Raw genomic sequence first — 14,456 nt, 5'->3', positions numbered from 1 at the left:
ACTTGATCGAGACTGTTGCCGAGATTCCCTCGACCAATGGCGCGTTGCTGGCGCGCCTTGGCGAGGGCGAGGCGTCGCGCGAGGGCGACTGGCTAGTAGCCGACCGGCAAAGTGCGGGTCGGGGGCGGGCTGGGCGTTCTTGGAGCGATGGTTTTGGCAATTTCATGGGATCGACGGTCGTCAATCTCCGCGGATCCGATCCTTTGCCGCAAACCCTTGCGCTGGTCGCAGGGCTGGCCGCTCACGATACCGTGACCGCCTCCGCGCCTCAATTAAGAGACCTGTTCCTCAAGTGGCCAAATGACTTGCTGATTGGCGGGGCCAAGCTCGGCGGCATTCTGCTGGAGCGGCAGGGCGATGCGGTGGTAGTGGGCATCGGCCTCAACCTTGCGCAAGCACCGCAGGTTTCCGATCGAGATACAGCGTCGCTCAAGGAACTGGGCTTTGCTGTCCCGCGCGACGTATTCGCGGCGAATCTGGCTGCGCGATTTAGTGATGCGGTCGACCGATGGCACTATGGCGAGTGGGCGCTGCTGCGCCAGCAGTGGATTTCGCGTGCCTTGCCCACAGGGACGCTTGTTTCGGTAAAGGATCGAGACCACGGCACCATCATGGGGGCGTTCGCCGGAATCGATGACGATGGCGTTGCCCTTCTGCGCTTGGCGGATGGCGCGGTCCGTGCCATCCACGCTGGCGACATAGATATGGTAGGTTCGCATGCTTCTGGCGGTTGACGTCGGCAATACCAACATCGTCTTCGCGCTGTTCGAAGGCCGCGAGATCAAGTCTCGCTGGCGGGTTGCGACCGATCCGCGCAGAACGGCCGATGAATATGCAGTATGGTTGCTCCAGCTCATGCAACTGCAAGGGTTTGACGCCAAGGCTGTGACGCGCATCATCATCTCGACGGTGGTGCCGCGGGCGTTGCACAATCTTGAAGTCCTGGCGCAAAAGTACTTCGGGCTCGATCCGTTGATTGCCGGTCAATCGCCGGTGGTGTGGGGGTTCGAGGCCGACGTTGACGAGCCGCGTTCGCTTGGTGCGGATCGCGCCGTGAACACGGTGGCCGCGCATGCCAAGTATTCCGGCGATTTGATCGTGGTTGATTTCGGCACGGCGACGACGTTCGACGTGGTCGACTTCAACGGCGCCTACAAGGGCGGCATCATTGCACCGGGGATCAACCTCTCGCTCGACGCGCTGGTGACGGCAGCGGCCAAGCTGCCGCGAATCGCCATTGCCCCGCCCCGGGGGAACGATCGCAGCGTCATCGGTCGCAACACCGAGGACCAGATGCAGATCGGCGTGTTCTGGGGTTATGTCGCGATGATGGAGGGCCTGATCGCCAGACTGCGCTCCGAGATCGGTCGACCTGCAAAGGTCGTCGCGACGGGCGGGCTTGCCGTCCTGTTCGACGAGCATACCGAAATTTTCGATCACGTGGATACCGACCTTACGCTCGACGGCCTCGCGATCCTTGCTGAGAGAGTATCCAATTCGTGAAGTCTGCCAAGGAACTCCTCTTTCTCGCACTCGGAGGTTCGGGCGAGATCGGGATGAACGTCAATCTTTATGGATGTGACGGCAAGTGGCTGATGGTGGATCTCGGCATGACCTTTGCCGACCCCTATTATCCCGGGATCGACCTGGTTTTTGCCGATCTCGATTTCATCGAACGGCGGCTCGATGACCTGGTGGGCATCGTGCTCACCCATGCGCACGAGGACCATATCGGGGCGGTGCCCTATTTCGCGCAGGACCTTGGCGTGCCGCTCTATGCAACGCCATTCACGGCGAAGCTGGTGCACGAGAAGCTGGTCGAAGCTGGGATCGAGGACGAGGTCGAACTGAATGTGATCGACCACCTCGAACGGTTCAAACTCGGGCCGTTCGGCGTTCGCTACGTGCCGCTGGCGCATTCGATCGCCGAGGGCAACGCTCTGCTGATCGATACGCCGCACGGGAAGATCTTCCACACCGGTGACTGGAAGCTCGACGACGAGCCGCGTATCGGCACGCCTGCAACCGAGGAAGAACTGACTGCCATCGGCGACGAAGGCGTGCTGGCGCTGGTCTGCGATTCCACGAACGTGTTCAATCCAAAGCCGTCCGGTTCGGAAGGCGAGGTCAGGGCAGGGTTGCTTGAGGCGGTGGGCGCGCAAAAGGGCCGTCGCGTCGTCGTCACGACATTCGCCTCCAACGTGGCACGCCTGCAGACCCTGGGTGAGGTGGCCGAGGCAACCAACCGCAAGCTGTGCGTTGCGGGGCGCTCGCTCGACCGGATCATTCGCGTCGCGAAATCGTGTGGCTATCTCGAGAACTTCCCGGAACTCGTCCACATGGATGATGCGATGGACCTGCCGCGAGGAGAACTGCTGGTCCTGGCGACGGGCGGACAGGGTGAGCCGCGCGCTGCCTTGGCGCGCATCGCGGGTGACCAGCATCCTGTGCGCCTGGAAAAGGGCGATGTCGTGCTGTTCTCCAGCCGTCAGATACCCGGCAACGAGCTTGCCATCGGCCGTATCCAGAATGCGCTGGTGGAGAAGGGCGTGCGGATCGTGACCGACAAGCAGTCGATGATCCATGTTTCCGGCCACCCGGGGCGCCCGGAACTTGTGGCGCTGTATGACTGGATCCGGCCGGAAATCCTCGTCCCTGTGCACGGTGAGATCCGCCACATGGCCGAGCAGGCGCAATTGGGCCTTGATGAAGGCGTGCCGAAGGCGATCCTGCAGAAGAATGGCGATCTCATTCGTCTTGCCCCCGATGGTCCGAAGAAGATTTCAGAAGAGCGGACCGGGCGGCTCGTGCTGGATGGCGACATCATTGCCCCAGCAGATGGCGAGGGCGTGGTCGCGCGGCGGAAGCTTTCGCAGAACGGCTTGATCACCGCAGCTCTGGCAGTGCGCCGCGATGGCGTGCTGGCATCCGAAGTCGAAATCGCGTCTATCGGCATTCCGTTGGACGAGGACATGGAAGCCTTCGTTGCGGAAGCCAAGGTCGAGGCGGCCGAAGCGGTGCGCGGGCTGAAGGGAGATCGCAAGCGCGATAGGGTGGCGGTTGCCGAAGCCGTCCGTCTGGCGGTACGGCGTACCGGGCAACGCTGGTCCGGCAAGAAGCCGGTCGTACAGGTCCTCCTGCGGGAAAGCTGAAACCGATGCGAGTAACCTCGATCTTCGCCATCTACGGGCTGTTCTGGGTCATGGCAGCGTTTCTCGTGCTGCCGTTCGGGGTGCGAACCCATGACGAACTCGGCAAGGAAAAGGTGCTGGGTCAGGCTGACAGCGCGCCCGGCAACTTCGATCCGCGCAAGCTGGTTATCAGGGCGACGCTGCTTTCCGCCGTGATGTTCGCCTTCTTCTATGCGAACTACTTCAATGGCTGGATCACGGTCGAAGATCTCGATCTGACGACCTACTTCTCGCACTGAAAGTGCTGGAGGGGGCAGGCAGCAAGGTAGCTGATGGCAAGCGCAGGATCGATCCGGCGTTGCTGTCGATCATGGCGCTGGCATTGGCGGTTCGCGTCCCGATCGCACTCTTCACGGTCTATCATCACGCCGACGAAATCTGGCAATACATCGAGCCAGCCTACGGGCTTCTGACCGGTGACTGGATACGCACCTGGGATATCAGGCTTGGCATACGCAGCTGGCTGATCCCGCTGGCGATGCTCCCGCCTGTGTGGCTGGGCCACGCCCTTGCTCCGGACAGTGAACTGCACCTGATACTGCCACGGCTGGCAATGGCCCTTGCGTCAATTGGTACAGTGTGGGCGGGCTGGTCGCTGGGATTTCGGTTGAGCAGGCGTCATGCCATCGTTGCCGCATTCGTAGCCTCAATCTGGGTGGATTTCGCCTATTTTGCCCCGCGCACGTCAAGTGATACCTTTTCAGCGCTGGCCATATTGCCTGGCGTTGCCATGCTTGCGCGGTTTCGGGACGAACATGCTTCGAAGCATGCCTTCTGGGGCGGGCTTCTGCTCGGTCTGGGGTTCATCACACGTTTCCCGCTCGGTCCTGCGCTTGCCATTCCCTTCATCTGGGCAGGGCGTCTGGACATTCGCAAGGGGTGGGTGCCGCTTCTCGCCGGTGCGGCCTGTGGCGTAGGCTTCGACGTCGTGGCCAATGCTGCAATGGGTCAGCCGCCGCTGCAGTGGGTGTATAACAACGTCTTTGCCAACGTGGTTGCCCAGCGCAGCCACGCCTATGGCGTCGAAGGCGCCGACTGGTATCTGCGGGTGCTGGGCTGGGAATGGCAGTACATCGCAATTGCCCTTGTCCCTGCGCTCGTATTCGGCGCGAGGCGATATCCGATGCTGCTGGCGACGGCGGTAGCGGTGATCGGTGTGCATTCGGCGATCAGCCACAAGGAATATCGCTTCATCCTCCTCGCAGTCCTGCTCCTGATATTGCTGGCTGCGATCGGCTCGGCCGACTTCCTCGACTGGCTCCGTGCGCGGCGAGGGCGCGTAGCGCCGCGCGGCAGTGTGCTGCTGATACTTGGATTGTGGACAGCAGCGTCGGTACAGGTCGCTGCCAGTGAGCCGTTCGTGATCAATTGGGGAGTTGGGAAAGCGCCGCTGCGTGCCATGCGCACGGTTCGAGCGCAGGCCGGATTGTGCGGGTTGGCGACCTATCGCGTGCGAGATGTGCCGTTCGTGTCGCGCGCGGTGCTCAATCGCGAAGTCCCGACGCTGCTGATCGACGGACCCGACGCCGCAAGGCGCGCGAGCGACGCCCAAACTCGCTTCAACGTGGTGGTCGTGCCAGCCGAACACATGCGGGAACTGCCGCAGGCCTACCGCTTCATGGGTTGCATGTCGCCACGCAAGCCGTTGTTCGAGCAGCAGTATTGCGTGCTGGCGAGGGCGGGATCCTGTACCGAGCCTGCCGGCGATCTCGATTACAACACTGTGCTGCAGCGGCTCGACAAGTAGGGTCAGACGCCTTCGAGGGCGTAGCCGGCGGAGCGGACGGTACGCACCGGATCTGCAGCTCCAGGGATGGCGATCGCCTGCCGCAAGCGGCGGATATGCACATCGACCGTGCGCAGTTCGATATCGCTCCCGCTTCCCCACACGGCGTCAAGCAGTTGTCCGCGAGAGAAGACGCGACCGGGGTGCTCCATGAAATGCCGCAAGAGCCGAAATTCGGTGGGGCCGACTTTCATTGGCGTGCCGCGCCGGGCGACGCGATGCGCGGTGGGGTCCAGCGACAAGTCTCCGACAGTGATGGTCTCGCCAGCCAGGGCAGGGCGAACCCGGCGCAAAACGGCGCTGACCCGGGCGATCAGTTCGCGGGGAGAGAAGGGCTTGGTGACATAGTCGTCAGCGCCGATCTCGAGGCCGCGGATCCGGTCTTCCTCATCGGATCGGGCGGTGAGCATGATGATCGGGACGTGCGCCGTCTCCTTGTTGCGACGCAGGCGACGGCACACCTCAATGCCGCTCGTGCCGCCGATCATCCAGTCCAGAAGGACGAGATCGGGTGCATCTTCGGCAGCGAGAAGCAGGGCCTCGTCGCCATCATCGGTGGTGCGCACATCATAGCCTTCTCCCCGAAACCGGTATTCTACCAGCTCGGCGAGGGCCGTATCGTCTTCAACCAGCAGCAACTTGGGAGCAGGCACGCAAACCTCCATGACGGTCAGTTTGCCAAGACACGACCATTGTTACCGTGCTGTGACGAAACCCGAAAAGGGCTTCAAGCTGGCGGCAGCACTTCCTCGCGGTCCGGCAGGTTCATGCCCGTTGCGGCATAATAGACCATTTCGGCAATGTTGGTGGCGTGGTCGCCAATACGCTCGATATTGCGCGCCACGAACAGGAGCTGCGCGGCGCTGCTGATGGTCGCGGGGTTCTCGACCATGAACGACACGAGATTGCGGAAGATCGAATCGTAGAACGCATCGACCTTGGCATCGCGCTGGACGATCTCGGCAGCGGCCACCGGATCGCGCGCGGCAAACGCCGTGAGCACGTCGTGCACCATCTCTGCCGCAAGGTCGTTCATTGCCGGAATCAGCGTCAGCGGCTCGAATCGCTTGCGGCCTTCGATGATGCCGACGCGCTTGGCGATGTTCTTGGCATAATCGCCGATGCGTTCGATCACGCCAGCAATCTTGAGGGCGGCAATGACCTCGCGCAGATCGTCCGCCATCGGAGCGCGAAGGGCAAGGACGCGGATTGCAAGCTTGTCGACCTCGGCTTCGAGCTGGTCGATGCGCTTGTCGCGGGCGATCACGCCGGCGGCAAGATCCCGGTCTCCGCGCAGCAGTGCGTCCATCGCCTCGGACACGGACAGTTCGGCAAGGCCGCCCATTTCCGCAACCAGGCCGCGCAGCCGGGTGATGTCCTCGTCGAATGCCTTGACGGTATGTTCGGCCACCATCTCTTCCCCTTACCCGTAACGCCCGGTGATGTAGTCCTTCGTCCGTTCCTCGCGCGGATTGGTGAAGATATCGGAAGTCTTGCCGTATTCGACGATCTTGCCAAGGTGGAAGAACGCCGTCCGCTGGGACACGCGCGCTGCCTGCTGCATCGAATGGGTGACGATGACGATGGCATAGCGGCCGCGCAACTCGTCAATCAGTTCCTCGATGCGAGCGGTGGCGATGGGATCCAGCGCGGAGCATGGCTCGTCCATCAGGATCACCTCTGGATCGACGGCAATGGCGCGGGCGATGCATAGGCGCTGCTGCTGACCGCCGGAAAGCGCAGTGCCGCTGTCGTTGAGGCGATCCTTGACTTCATCCCACAAGCCGGCCCGGCGCAGCGACTGCTCGACGATTTCGTCAAGCTCGGCCTTGCTGCCGGTGATGCCGTGGATCTTGGGTCCGTAGGCGATGTTTTCGTAGATCGACTTGGGGAAGGGATTGGGCTTCTGGAACACCATGCCCACGCGGGCGCGGAGCTGCACGACGTCCATGCCCGATTTGTAGATATCCTCGCCATCGAGCAGGATGTCGCCTTCGACCTTGGCACTGGCGATGGTGTCGTTCATGCGGTTGAGGGTGCGCAGGAAGGTCGACTTGCCGCAGCCCGACGGGCCGATGAAAGCCGTTACGTAGCGCTGCGGGATCTCGATCGAGACATCGTCGATCGCCCGCTTCTCGCCGTAGAAGACCGATACATTCTTCGCGCTCATCTTCGACGGCGCATCGAAGTAGGGCTTGTCGTCTGCCTTCACGGCTGTCTGGATCGCTTCAGCGTTCATTTTACCACCGCTTTTCGAAACGGTTGCGCAGGTAGATCGCAAGGCCGTTCATCAGGAGAAGGAAGACGAGCAGGACGACGATCGCGGCGCTGGTGCGCTCGACGAAGCCGCGGTCGATCTCGTCGGACCACAGGAAGATCTGCACCGGCAGCACGCTTGAAGGCGAGGTGAAGTCCGTGGGCGGGCTGGACACAAACGCGCGCATGCCGATCATCAGCAGGGGAGCGGTCTCTCCCAGGGCGCGGGCCATGCCGATGATCGTGCCGGTGAGGATGCCGGGCAAGGCAAGGGGCAAGACGTGGTTGAAGACGACCTGGACCTTGCTTGCACCGATCGCCAGCGCGGCATCGCGGATCGAGGGTGGAACCGCCTTGATCGCGTTGCGGCCCGAGATGACGATGACCGGCATGGTCATCAGCGCGAGAGTCATGCCACCGATCAGCGGGGCCGAACGATAGTGCGGAAACAGGGCCAGAAATACGGCAAGCCCGAGCAGACCGAAGATGATCGAAGGCACCGCGGCCAGATTGTTGATCGAAATCTCGATCCACTCCGTCCAGCGGTTCTTGGGCGCGTATTCCTCGAGGTAAAGCGCGGAGAGCACGCCGACCGGGAAGGCCAGGACAAGCGTGATGAACATCGTCAGGATCGAGCCCTTCAGCGCACCCCAGATGCCCACCGACTGGGGGCTGGTTGCGTCCGAGCGGCTGAGAAAGCCCTTGTCGAAGACACGGACCAGCTTGCCTTCGCTGACCAGCTTTGTTGCGAGCTGCTGCATCGCCGGCTCGCCTTCGCCGCGCTGGGCGGCGGCAAGATCGTCACTGGCGGGGAGCGAGGCGCTGTAGGTGCGGCTCAGGAGCGTGGGGTCCTCGACAATGGCAGTCGCCACCTCGCGCCATGCACCCTGGGCGACAAGATCATCGGCTTGCGCGCCAAGTGCGGTCTTCGCCGCGCCCTCGACGACCTTCTCGATGCCTGCAAGTTCGAGCCCGCCGCTGGGATCGGGCTGGGCAAGGCGCTTGGCGTCGATTTGCATCGCGCCTGCGAGCGGAATGTCGAAACGCACTTCGCTGCGCTGGAATCCGGCAATGCCGGCCGAACTCATGTTGACCAGCAGAAACGCCAGCATCAACGCCGAAAACGCCACGGCGGCAAAACCCAGCCAGCGGAAGCGCTTGTCGGCGGCGCGGCGGCGCGCGAGCCCCTTGTCCATCAGCGCCCGCCTGCGCGCCTGCACATCTGAAGTGGTGTCGGTCATCGCAGGATCACTCATAGGCTTCGCGGTAGCGCTTCACCACGCGCAGGGCGATGAAGTTCAGCGTGAGGGTGACAAGGAACAGGACCATGCCGAGCGCGAACGCCGAAAGCGTGGCTGGATGGTCGAAGCTGCCTTCGCCGGTCAGCATGGCAACGATCTGGAACGTGACCGTGGTCATGCTTTCGAACGGATTGGCGGTAAGGTTGGCCGAAGCGCCTGCGGCCATCACGACGATCATCGTTTCGCCGATCGCGCGGCTGACGGCGAGCATCACGCCGGCGACGATCCCGGGAAGGGCGGCTGGGATCAGAACCTTGCGGATTGTCTCCGAAGTGGTGGCGCCCATGGCAAGGCTGCCGTCGCGCATCGCCTGCGGCACGGCGGCTATGGAATCGTCGGCCATTGAAGACACGAACGGGATGATCATCACACCCATGACAAGGCCTGCCGCCACAGCGCTTTCGGTCGAGGCGCTGGAGATGCCGATGGCCTGTGCAGCATCGCGCACCATCGGCGCAACCGTCAGCGCGGCAAAGTAGCCGTAAACGACCGTCGGCACGCCGGCGAGAATCTCGAGCATGGGCTTCAGCACCTTGCGCACGCCGTTGCTGGCGTATTGCGTAAGGAAGATGGCGCTCATCAGCCCGAGCGGGATGGCAACGATCATGGCAATGATCGCGCCGATGTAGATCGTTCCCCAGAATAGCGGGATGGCGCCGTAGTCGCTGCCGTCCGGCGATCCCGAGCTCATCGGGTCGGGCGACCAGTGCGTGCCGAACAGGAAATCGATCGGCGAGACCATGCCGAAGAAGCGCACTGTTTCGAACACGAGGCTGACGATGATGCCGACAGTCGTCAGGATCGCCACCAGCGAGGCAACCAGCAGGAGCGCCATCACGGCACGTTCGACGCGGGTCCGCGCGGTGAAATCGGGCTTGAGTCGCGTGAACGCAAAAGCGCCGCCTGCGAAGGCGACAAGTATCGTGATTACCAGGCCAATGGAATCGTACAGCGTGATTGCTGCGCGATAGGGCGCGATGAGGCCCTGCGCTTCTTCGTTGAACACGCCGAATGCGCGACCCTCGGCCACGGCACGGGCCTCGGCAAGCATGGTCTCGCGCTCGAACCCGAAGCCCGGAAGCAGCGATGCAGCCGGATCGGCCAGGACTTGGCTGGTGATCAGGACCGGGCTGACAGCATTCCAGATAACCGCGAAGAGCAGGGCAGGCACGCCGATCCAGAGAGCGACGTACCAACCGTGAAAGTTCGGAAGGGAATGGAGCCGGGTGGTTGGAGCGGCCTTGCGGAACGCCCAGGCGCGCGACCGTGCCGCCAGCCAACCAAGAAGGCCCAGCCCAAGGGCGAGCAAAAGCAGGATGGCTGGCGACATGACCCCGGTACTACCCCCAATTCTTACTTAAGCTGCGAACCATCAAGGACCGGCAGGTCGTTAACAGCCTTCGCGCTCCCCGCAAGCACATCATCAGGTGCGACGACCATGCCGAGCTTGCTGAGCACGCCATCCTTGCCCCACAGCTTTGACCATTCGGTGACAAATGCCTGCAAGCCGGGAATTGCCTTCAGGTGCGCCTTCTTCACGTAGATGTAGAGCGGACGAGCACCAGGATAGGAGAAGTCCGAAATCGTCGCGTAGGTCGGCTCGACGCCCTTCATGGTCAGGCCCTTGATACGGCCCTTGTTCTCTTCAAGGTAGGAGTAGCCGAAGATGCCGATGGCCTTCGGGTTCGCCTCGATCTTCTGGACGATCAGGTTGTCGTTTTCCCCTGCATCGACATAGGCGCCGTCATCGCGCACTTCTCCGCAGATCTTGTCGTGCTTGTCCTTGTCGCTGTCCTTGAGCGCCTTCATCTCGGCGTTCTCATCGCAACCCTTGATCAGGATCAGTTCCTTGAGTGCATCGCGCGTGCCCGAGGTCGACGGAGGGCCGTAGACAAGGATCGGCTCGTTCGGAAGCGACGGGTTGACGTCCTTCCAGGTCTTGGCAGTGTTCGCCTTGCCATAAGGGTTCTTGGCGAGCGCCTTGTAGACGTCTTCCGGGGTCAGCGCGATGCCGGGGCCACCCTGGGCTTCGGCAAAGGCGACGCCATCGAGGCCAACCTGGATTTCGACGATCTCCTTCACGCCGTTCTTCGCGCAATCCTCGAATTCCGACTTCTTCATGCGGCGCGAGGCGTTCTCGATGTCGGGGTGCTGTGCACCGACGCCGGCGCAGAACAGTTTCATGCCCGCACCAGTGCCGGTCGATTCAATGATCGGCGACTTCAGCGACGAATCTGACTTGGCAAGAGATTCCGCAACCGCCTTGGCGAAGGGGTATACGGTGGACGAGCCGACCGCGCGAACCTGGTCGCGAGTGGCCGCTTCCTGGCTTCCACAGCCGGCAAGAGCAAGAGCGCCGATAGCGGCAGCAGAAAGCGAAATGTTGCGAATCATCGACATGGTTTCCAAGCCTTCATCCCTGTTGGCAGGGCGGCCAATGCGACGGTTGCGTGACAGGTTTATGACAGTGGCAGCAACAGCCCGTCAATCTTCGGAAACATGATCGACCGGGGCCAGAGGAATGCGCACGGTTACTGTCGTTCCGATGCCTTGGGTCGACGCGATATCGAGCTTGCCGCGATGGCGTTCGACGATGTGCTTGACGATCGCCAGGCCCAGCCCGGTGCCTCCTACCGCGCGGCTCCGGCCCGGATCGGTGCGGTAGAACCGACGCGTCAGGTAGGGCAGATGATCCGGGTGGATGCCTTCGCCGCGGTCCGTGACGACCAGTTCTGCCTCGCCGTTGGCTGCGGTGATTGAAACCTGCACCGGTTGTGCGGGGTCGCCATATTTCATGGCATTGTCGATCAGGTTGCGGACCAACTGGTCAAGCTGCTGCCGGTCTCCCAGAACGATGGCATCTCCAGTCGTCGCGGCCAGACGCTCCTCGCCCGCAGTCATCGTGATTTCACTGGCGATGGAGCCGACCATCTGTCCGATGTCGATCCGGTCGCGCGGGAGTTCGTGCTTTTCGGCCTCGATCCGCGAGAGCGACATCAAGTCTTCGACGAGGCTTTGCAGTCGGCGCGCCTCGCGGAGCACGGTGGCGTGAAACTTGGCCGTAGTGGCCTTGTCGACCTTGGCGTCAGGATCGGCGAGTGTTTCGATGTAACCGATGATCGAGGCCAGCGGCGTGCGCAGTTCGTGGCTGGCATTGGCAACGAAATCGGTGTGGGCCCGGCTGATGTCGGCCTCTGCCGTGCGATTGACCATCTCGATGAGCGAGAAACGCTCGTCGATCGGTACGCGGCTGACCTGCCAGATCGAGCGAGCGCCGGTCAGTCCGCGAACCAGCGCACGGCCTTGGGGCTGTTGCAGGAGGCGGACTGCTTCGGGATGGCGCAAGGCGACGCGTGCGTCCTGACCGACGATGTGCGCTCCCAGCTCTTCGCGCGCGGCCGCATTGGCATTGCTGATCCGTTGGCCGTCAAGCATCAGGACGGGCAAGCCGAAAGGCTCGATGAGGTCGATCATCGCCTGACGGGATACGCTGCCATCATCGTCGTCACGGGTTTCGACCGTTGGTTCGGGGCGCGCCAGCCAAAGCGTTGCCAGCCAGACCGGCAGGACGGCAGCCGACATCCAGAATCCGGCGCCGCCGAAATACATGACAAGCACCGAGCAGAACGCAACCACGATGCTCGGCATAGGAAGATTGGAGAGTGGCAGCGGCATTATCCCAAGTCGAATCACGCCATCGTCAGCGGTTCAAAATCCGAATCGCCGACTAGTGTTTCGCGCATATTGCAGCCGGAATAGGCGACGCAGCGACCGCCATGCAAGCTGCGGCCCTAACTCTCCAGAAGTCGCATCGCCTGGGTGACGACGGCAGCGGCCAGGGCCTGCGGCTCCGGCTCGGGTTGCGGGGTGCGGATCATGGCCCGGTTGGATTGCAGCGCGAAGCCAAACACGGCGCACCACATCGTCGCCATTCGGATGCCGCGTTCGTGATCTGAAAGGTCAGGACACACGGACTGCACAAGCTGGTGCATCTGCCGGAAACCGAGATCCTGCTCCGCCCGGATTTCCGGCGCGAGCCCTTCGCGCACCAGCTCGCTTTCGTACATGAGGGCGAATGTGCGACGGTTCGCGGTCGAGAAGTGAAGGAAATTCATCAGAAGTCCGCGCAACCTCTCGCGCGGTTCGCTGCTGACGACACCTGCGAAAGCGTCTGCGAACATCGTTCTGTAGCCATCCACCGCAACGGCCAGCAGCAACGCCTGACGATCGGGAAAGTGATGGTAAGGCGCCGCGGAACTGACGCCGATTTCTTCGGCCAGCTTGCGCATCGACAGAGCCTCATAGCCCTCGCGCGCGATGACCGTCTTGGCGGCTTCCAGCAGCTCGAGACGCAGGTCTTCCCTGTGCGAGGGTCTGCCCCGCCTTTCTCTGGTCACCGGCCTGATGGTCATCGCGCTCATGTGCGGGGAATTGCAAATCTTCGCAAGCCTCATCCGTCTTAATGAGCGCTGATAAATTCCACTTGCACGGCTATTAAGCGGTGCTAAGAAGCGAAAATTAGCGGTGATAATTAAAGGCGCCGCCCTAGGGAGATCGTCCTGTGACAGGCTTCAAGTACGGCGTTTCGCTGTACAGCTATACCGATGACTTCGGCACCGTGATGACGCTCGATGATGCGTTCGACCACGTCGCCGATACGGGATCGACCGGCATCGAGATTCTTGGCGAGACCAGTGTTCCGCTCTATCCGGAGCCTCCGGTTTCGTGGATCGATGACTGGTTTGCCAAGCTTGAGCGCTACCGCCTTGAGCCGACCAACTTGGCCTGCTGGGTTGATACCCGCATACAGATCGATCGCAGGATGTCGGAAGAAGAGGGTGCCGCGCAGATCGCGCAGGACTTGCGGTTGGCGCATCGTCTCGGCTTCAAGTTCATTCGGCCCAAGTTTGGGGTGATGGATCGTGAACTGACGCCCGACCCGATCTGGGAAGGCGCGATCGAGCGTAGTCTTGATCTGGCCCATCAGCTGGACGTGGTGATCCTCCCCGAAATTCATGCTCCGACGCCGATCCGTCATCCGGTGACCGAAGGCTACGTGGCCTTCATCGAACGGACGGGCACCAAGCATTTCGGCCTGATGATCGACACCGGCATCTTCCAGGATCGCCCGCTCGACGCCTGGGGTGGCGGCGATTTCGAGGCGATCAAGAAGGGCGCTCCCGAAATGGTCTACGGGACCAAGGTGCCCGTCGAGCATCTGGCCGATGTCATCCAGTACGTGCCATTCATCCAGGCCAAGTTCCACAATATCGACGAGGCTCTGCACGATCATCAGATCCCGTGGGAGCGGATCGTGCCAATGCTCAAGAAGCTTGGCTACGCCGGCTATCTTTCGAGCGAATACGAAGGGAGGCGCGATCCCTGGGTGGCGATTGAGCAGGTACGCCGCCAGCACGCGCTGCTGCGGACGCTCGAAGAAGAATATGACGCCGCCCATGGTGCACCTTTGGCGGAGACGGCCGATGCTTGAACGTAGCCATATCCAGAGCACCGGCTTTCGCAATGTCGGCCCCGAAGGTGCGCGAACCGGCTTCGAGGTGCGCATCCGTCAGGCCAATTACCGTTCGTCACGGCTGAGCCTGATCGAAGGCGTCGATATTATCGTCGACGGCGTGACCTATCCGGCAGAGGGGAACCTGTTCCGCCTTGGCGGCAAGGAATACACCCGTGACGAACTGAACGAAGCGACGCAGACGCGGCTTTACGTTGGCGACTACTTCACTGTCGTCGTGCCGAAGCAGGGCGGCCTGACGCGCGGGGTGCATCTCGTCGGCAGCGCGATCCGCTATCGTCACCCGTATTTCCCGCCCGAGTTCCAGCCCGCCATCGCTCGCAACGAACGTCACGCGACGATCATCCAGGCTTGAAGCAGCGACAGGCTGCCGGGAATCAGGACGCCGG

Annotated in this window: 15 protein-coding genes; 7 read left to right on the top strand and 8 right to left on the bottom strand. The window is 62.2% G+C overall.

The window, feature by feature from the left end:
* Positions 1 to 2: 2 nt before the first annotated feature.
* The 5 genes from B9A23_RS16870 to B9A23_RS16850 are packed head-to-tail and all read left to right on the top strand — an operon-like array spanning position 3 to position 4,938.
* Positions 3 to 734, top strand: a complete 732-nt coding sequence (locus B9A23_RS16870) for a biotin--[acetyl-CoA-carboxylase] ligase (protein ID WP_084280189.1) — start codon at positions 3 to 5, stop codon at positions 732 to 734.
* Positions 718 to 1,503: a type III pantothenate kinase gene (locus B9A23_RS16865; RefSeq protein ID WP_084280188.1), complete on the top strand. Its 786-nt coding sequence runs from the start codon at positions 718 to 720 to the stop codon at positions 1,501 to 1,503. Before B9A23_RS16870 ends, B9A23_RS16865 begins: the two co-directional genes overlap by 17 nt.
* Positions 1,500 to 3,152, top strand: a complete 1,653-nt coding sequence (locus B9A23_RS16860) for a ribonuclease J (protein ID WP_139797523.1) — start codon at positions 1,500 to 1,502, stop codon at positions 3,150 to 3,152. Before B9A23_RS16865 ends, B9A23_RS16860 begins: the two co-directional genes overlap by 4 nt.
* Positions 3,153 to 3,157: 5 nt before the next feature.
* Positions 3,158 to 3,430 carry a DUF1467 family protein gene (locus B9A23_RS16855; protein ID WP_084280187.1) on the top strand — a complete coding sequence of 91 codons (273 nt, stop codon included), beginning with the start codon at positions 3,158 to 3,160 and terminating at the stop codon, positions 3,428 to 3,430.
* 2 nt (positions 3,431 to 3,432) lie between these two features.
* Positions 3,433 to 4,938 carry a glycosyltransferase family protein gene (locus B9A23_RS16850; RefSeq protein WP_084280186.1) on the top strand — a complete coding sequence of 502 codons (1,506 nt, stop codon included), beginning with the start codon at positions 3,433 to 3,435 and terminating at the stop codon, positions 4,936 to 4,938.
* A gap of 2 nt (positions 4,939 to 4,940) precedes the next feature.
* Here B9A23_RS16850 and phoB read toward each other — a convergent pair whose 3' ends face one another.
* The 8 genes from phoB to B9A23_RS16810 all read right to left on the bottom strand — a co-directional run bounded on the left by phoB (position 4,941) and on the right by B9A23_RS16810 (position 12,946).
* Positions 4,941 to 5,630, bottom strand: coding sequence for a phosphate regulon transcriptional regulator PhoB (gene phoB / locus B9A23_RS16845; protein ID WP_084280220.1), 690 nt, complete (start codon positions 5,628 to 5,630; stop codon positions 4,941 to 4,943).
* A gap of 74 nt (positions 5,631 to 5,704) precedes the next feature.
* A complete protein-coding gene (gene phoU, locus B9A23_RS16840; RefSeq protein ID WP_084280185.1) occupies positions 5,705 to 6,391 on the bottom strand; it encodes a phosphate signaling complex protein PhoU in 687 nt (228 codons plus the stop codon).
* A 9-nt stretch (positions 6,392 to 6,400) separates the two neighbouring features.
* The gene (gene pstB / locus B9A23_RS16835) at positions 6,401 to 7,147 is read right to left on the bottom strand and encodes a phosphate ABC transporter ATP-binding protein PstB (RefSeq protein ID WP_254895168.1); all 747 of its coding nucleotides are present in this window, start codon (positions 7,145 to 7,147) and stop codon (positions 6,401 to 6,403) included.
* Between the two features lie 70 nt (positions 7,148 to 7,217).
* Complete coding sequence (pstA, locus tag B9A23_RS16830; RefSeq protein ID WP_254895167.1) at positions 7,218 to 8,474, bottom strand: phosphate ABC transporter permease PstA; 1,257 nt, start codon at positions 8,472 to 8,474, stop codon at positions 7,218 to 7,220.
* A gap of 7 nt (positions 8,475 to 8,481) precedes the next feature.
* Positions 8,482 to 9,864 (bottom strand): phosphate ABC transporter permease subunit PstC, encoded by a 1,383-nt coding sequence (pstC, locus tag B9A23_RS16825; protein ID WP_084280182.1) that lies wholly within the window; start codon positions 9,862 to 9,864, stop codon positions 8,482 to 8,484.
* Positions 9,865 to 9,887: 23 nt separating this feature from the next.
* On the bottom strand, positions 9,888 to 10,928 hold the full coding sequence (locus B9A23_RS16820; protein WP_084280219.1) for a substrate-binding domain-containing protein: 1,041 nt from the start codon (positions 10,926 to 10,928) through the stop codon (positions 9,888 to 9,890).
* Positions 10,929 to 11,018: 90 nt separating this feature from the next.
* Positions 11,019 to 12,182, bottom strand: coding sequence for a sensor histidine kinase (locus tag B9A23_RS16815; protein ID WP_254895166.1), 1,164 nt, complete (start codon positions 12,180 to 12,182; stop codon positions 11,019 to 11,021).
* 143 nt (positions 12,183 to 12,325) lie between these two features.
* Positions 12,326 to 12,946, bottom strand: a complete 621-nt coding sequence (locus B9A23_RS16810) for a TetR/AcrR family transcriptional regulator (RefSeq protein WP_084280218.1) — start codon at positions 12,944 to 12,946, stop codon at positions 12,326 to 12,328.
* Between the two features lie 149 nt (positions 12,947 to 13,095).
* Here B9A23_RS16810 and B9A23_RS16805 point away from each other — a divergent pair, with 149 nt between their 5' ends.
* Positions 13,096 to 14,025 (top strand): sugar phosphate isomerase/epimerase family protein, encoded by a 930-nt coding sequence (locus B9A23_RS16805; RefSeq protein WP_084280180.1) that lies wholly within the window; start codon positions 13,096 to 13,098, stop codon positions 14,023 to 14,025.
* Entirely contained in the window at positions 14,018 to 14,422 is a 405-nt protein-coding gene (locus B9A23_RS16800) for a C-glycoside deglycosidase beta subunit domain-containing protein (RefSeq protein ID WP_084280179.1), read from the top strand. The genes B9A23_RS16805 and B9A23_RS16800 overlap by 8 nt, the downstream gene beginning before the upstream one ends.
* Positions 14,423 to 14,456 lie beyond the last annotated feature (34 nt).

This window comes from Novosphingobium sp. B1, from assembly GCF_900176395.1.
GTDB lineage: Bacteria > Pseudomonadota > Alphaproteobacteria > Sphingomonadales > Sphingomonadaceae > Novosphingobium.
Note: the sequence above shows the minus strand (reverse complement) of the source record. Positions and strands in the feature narration are given on the sequence as shown.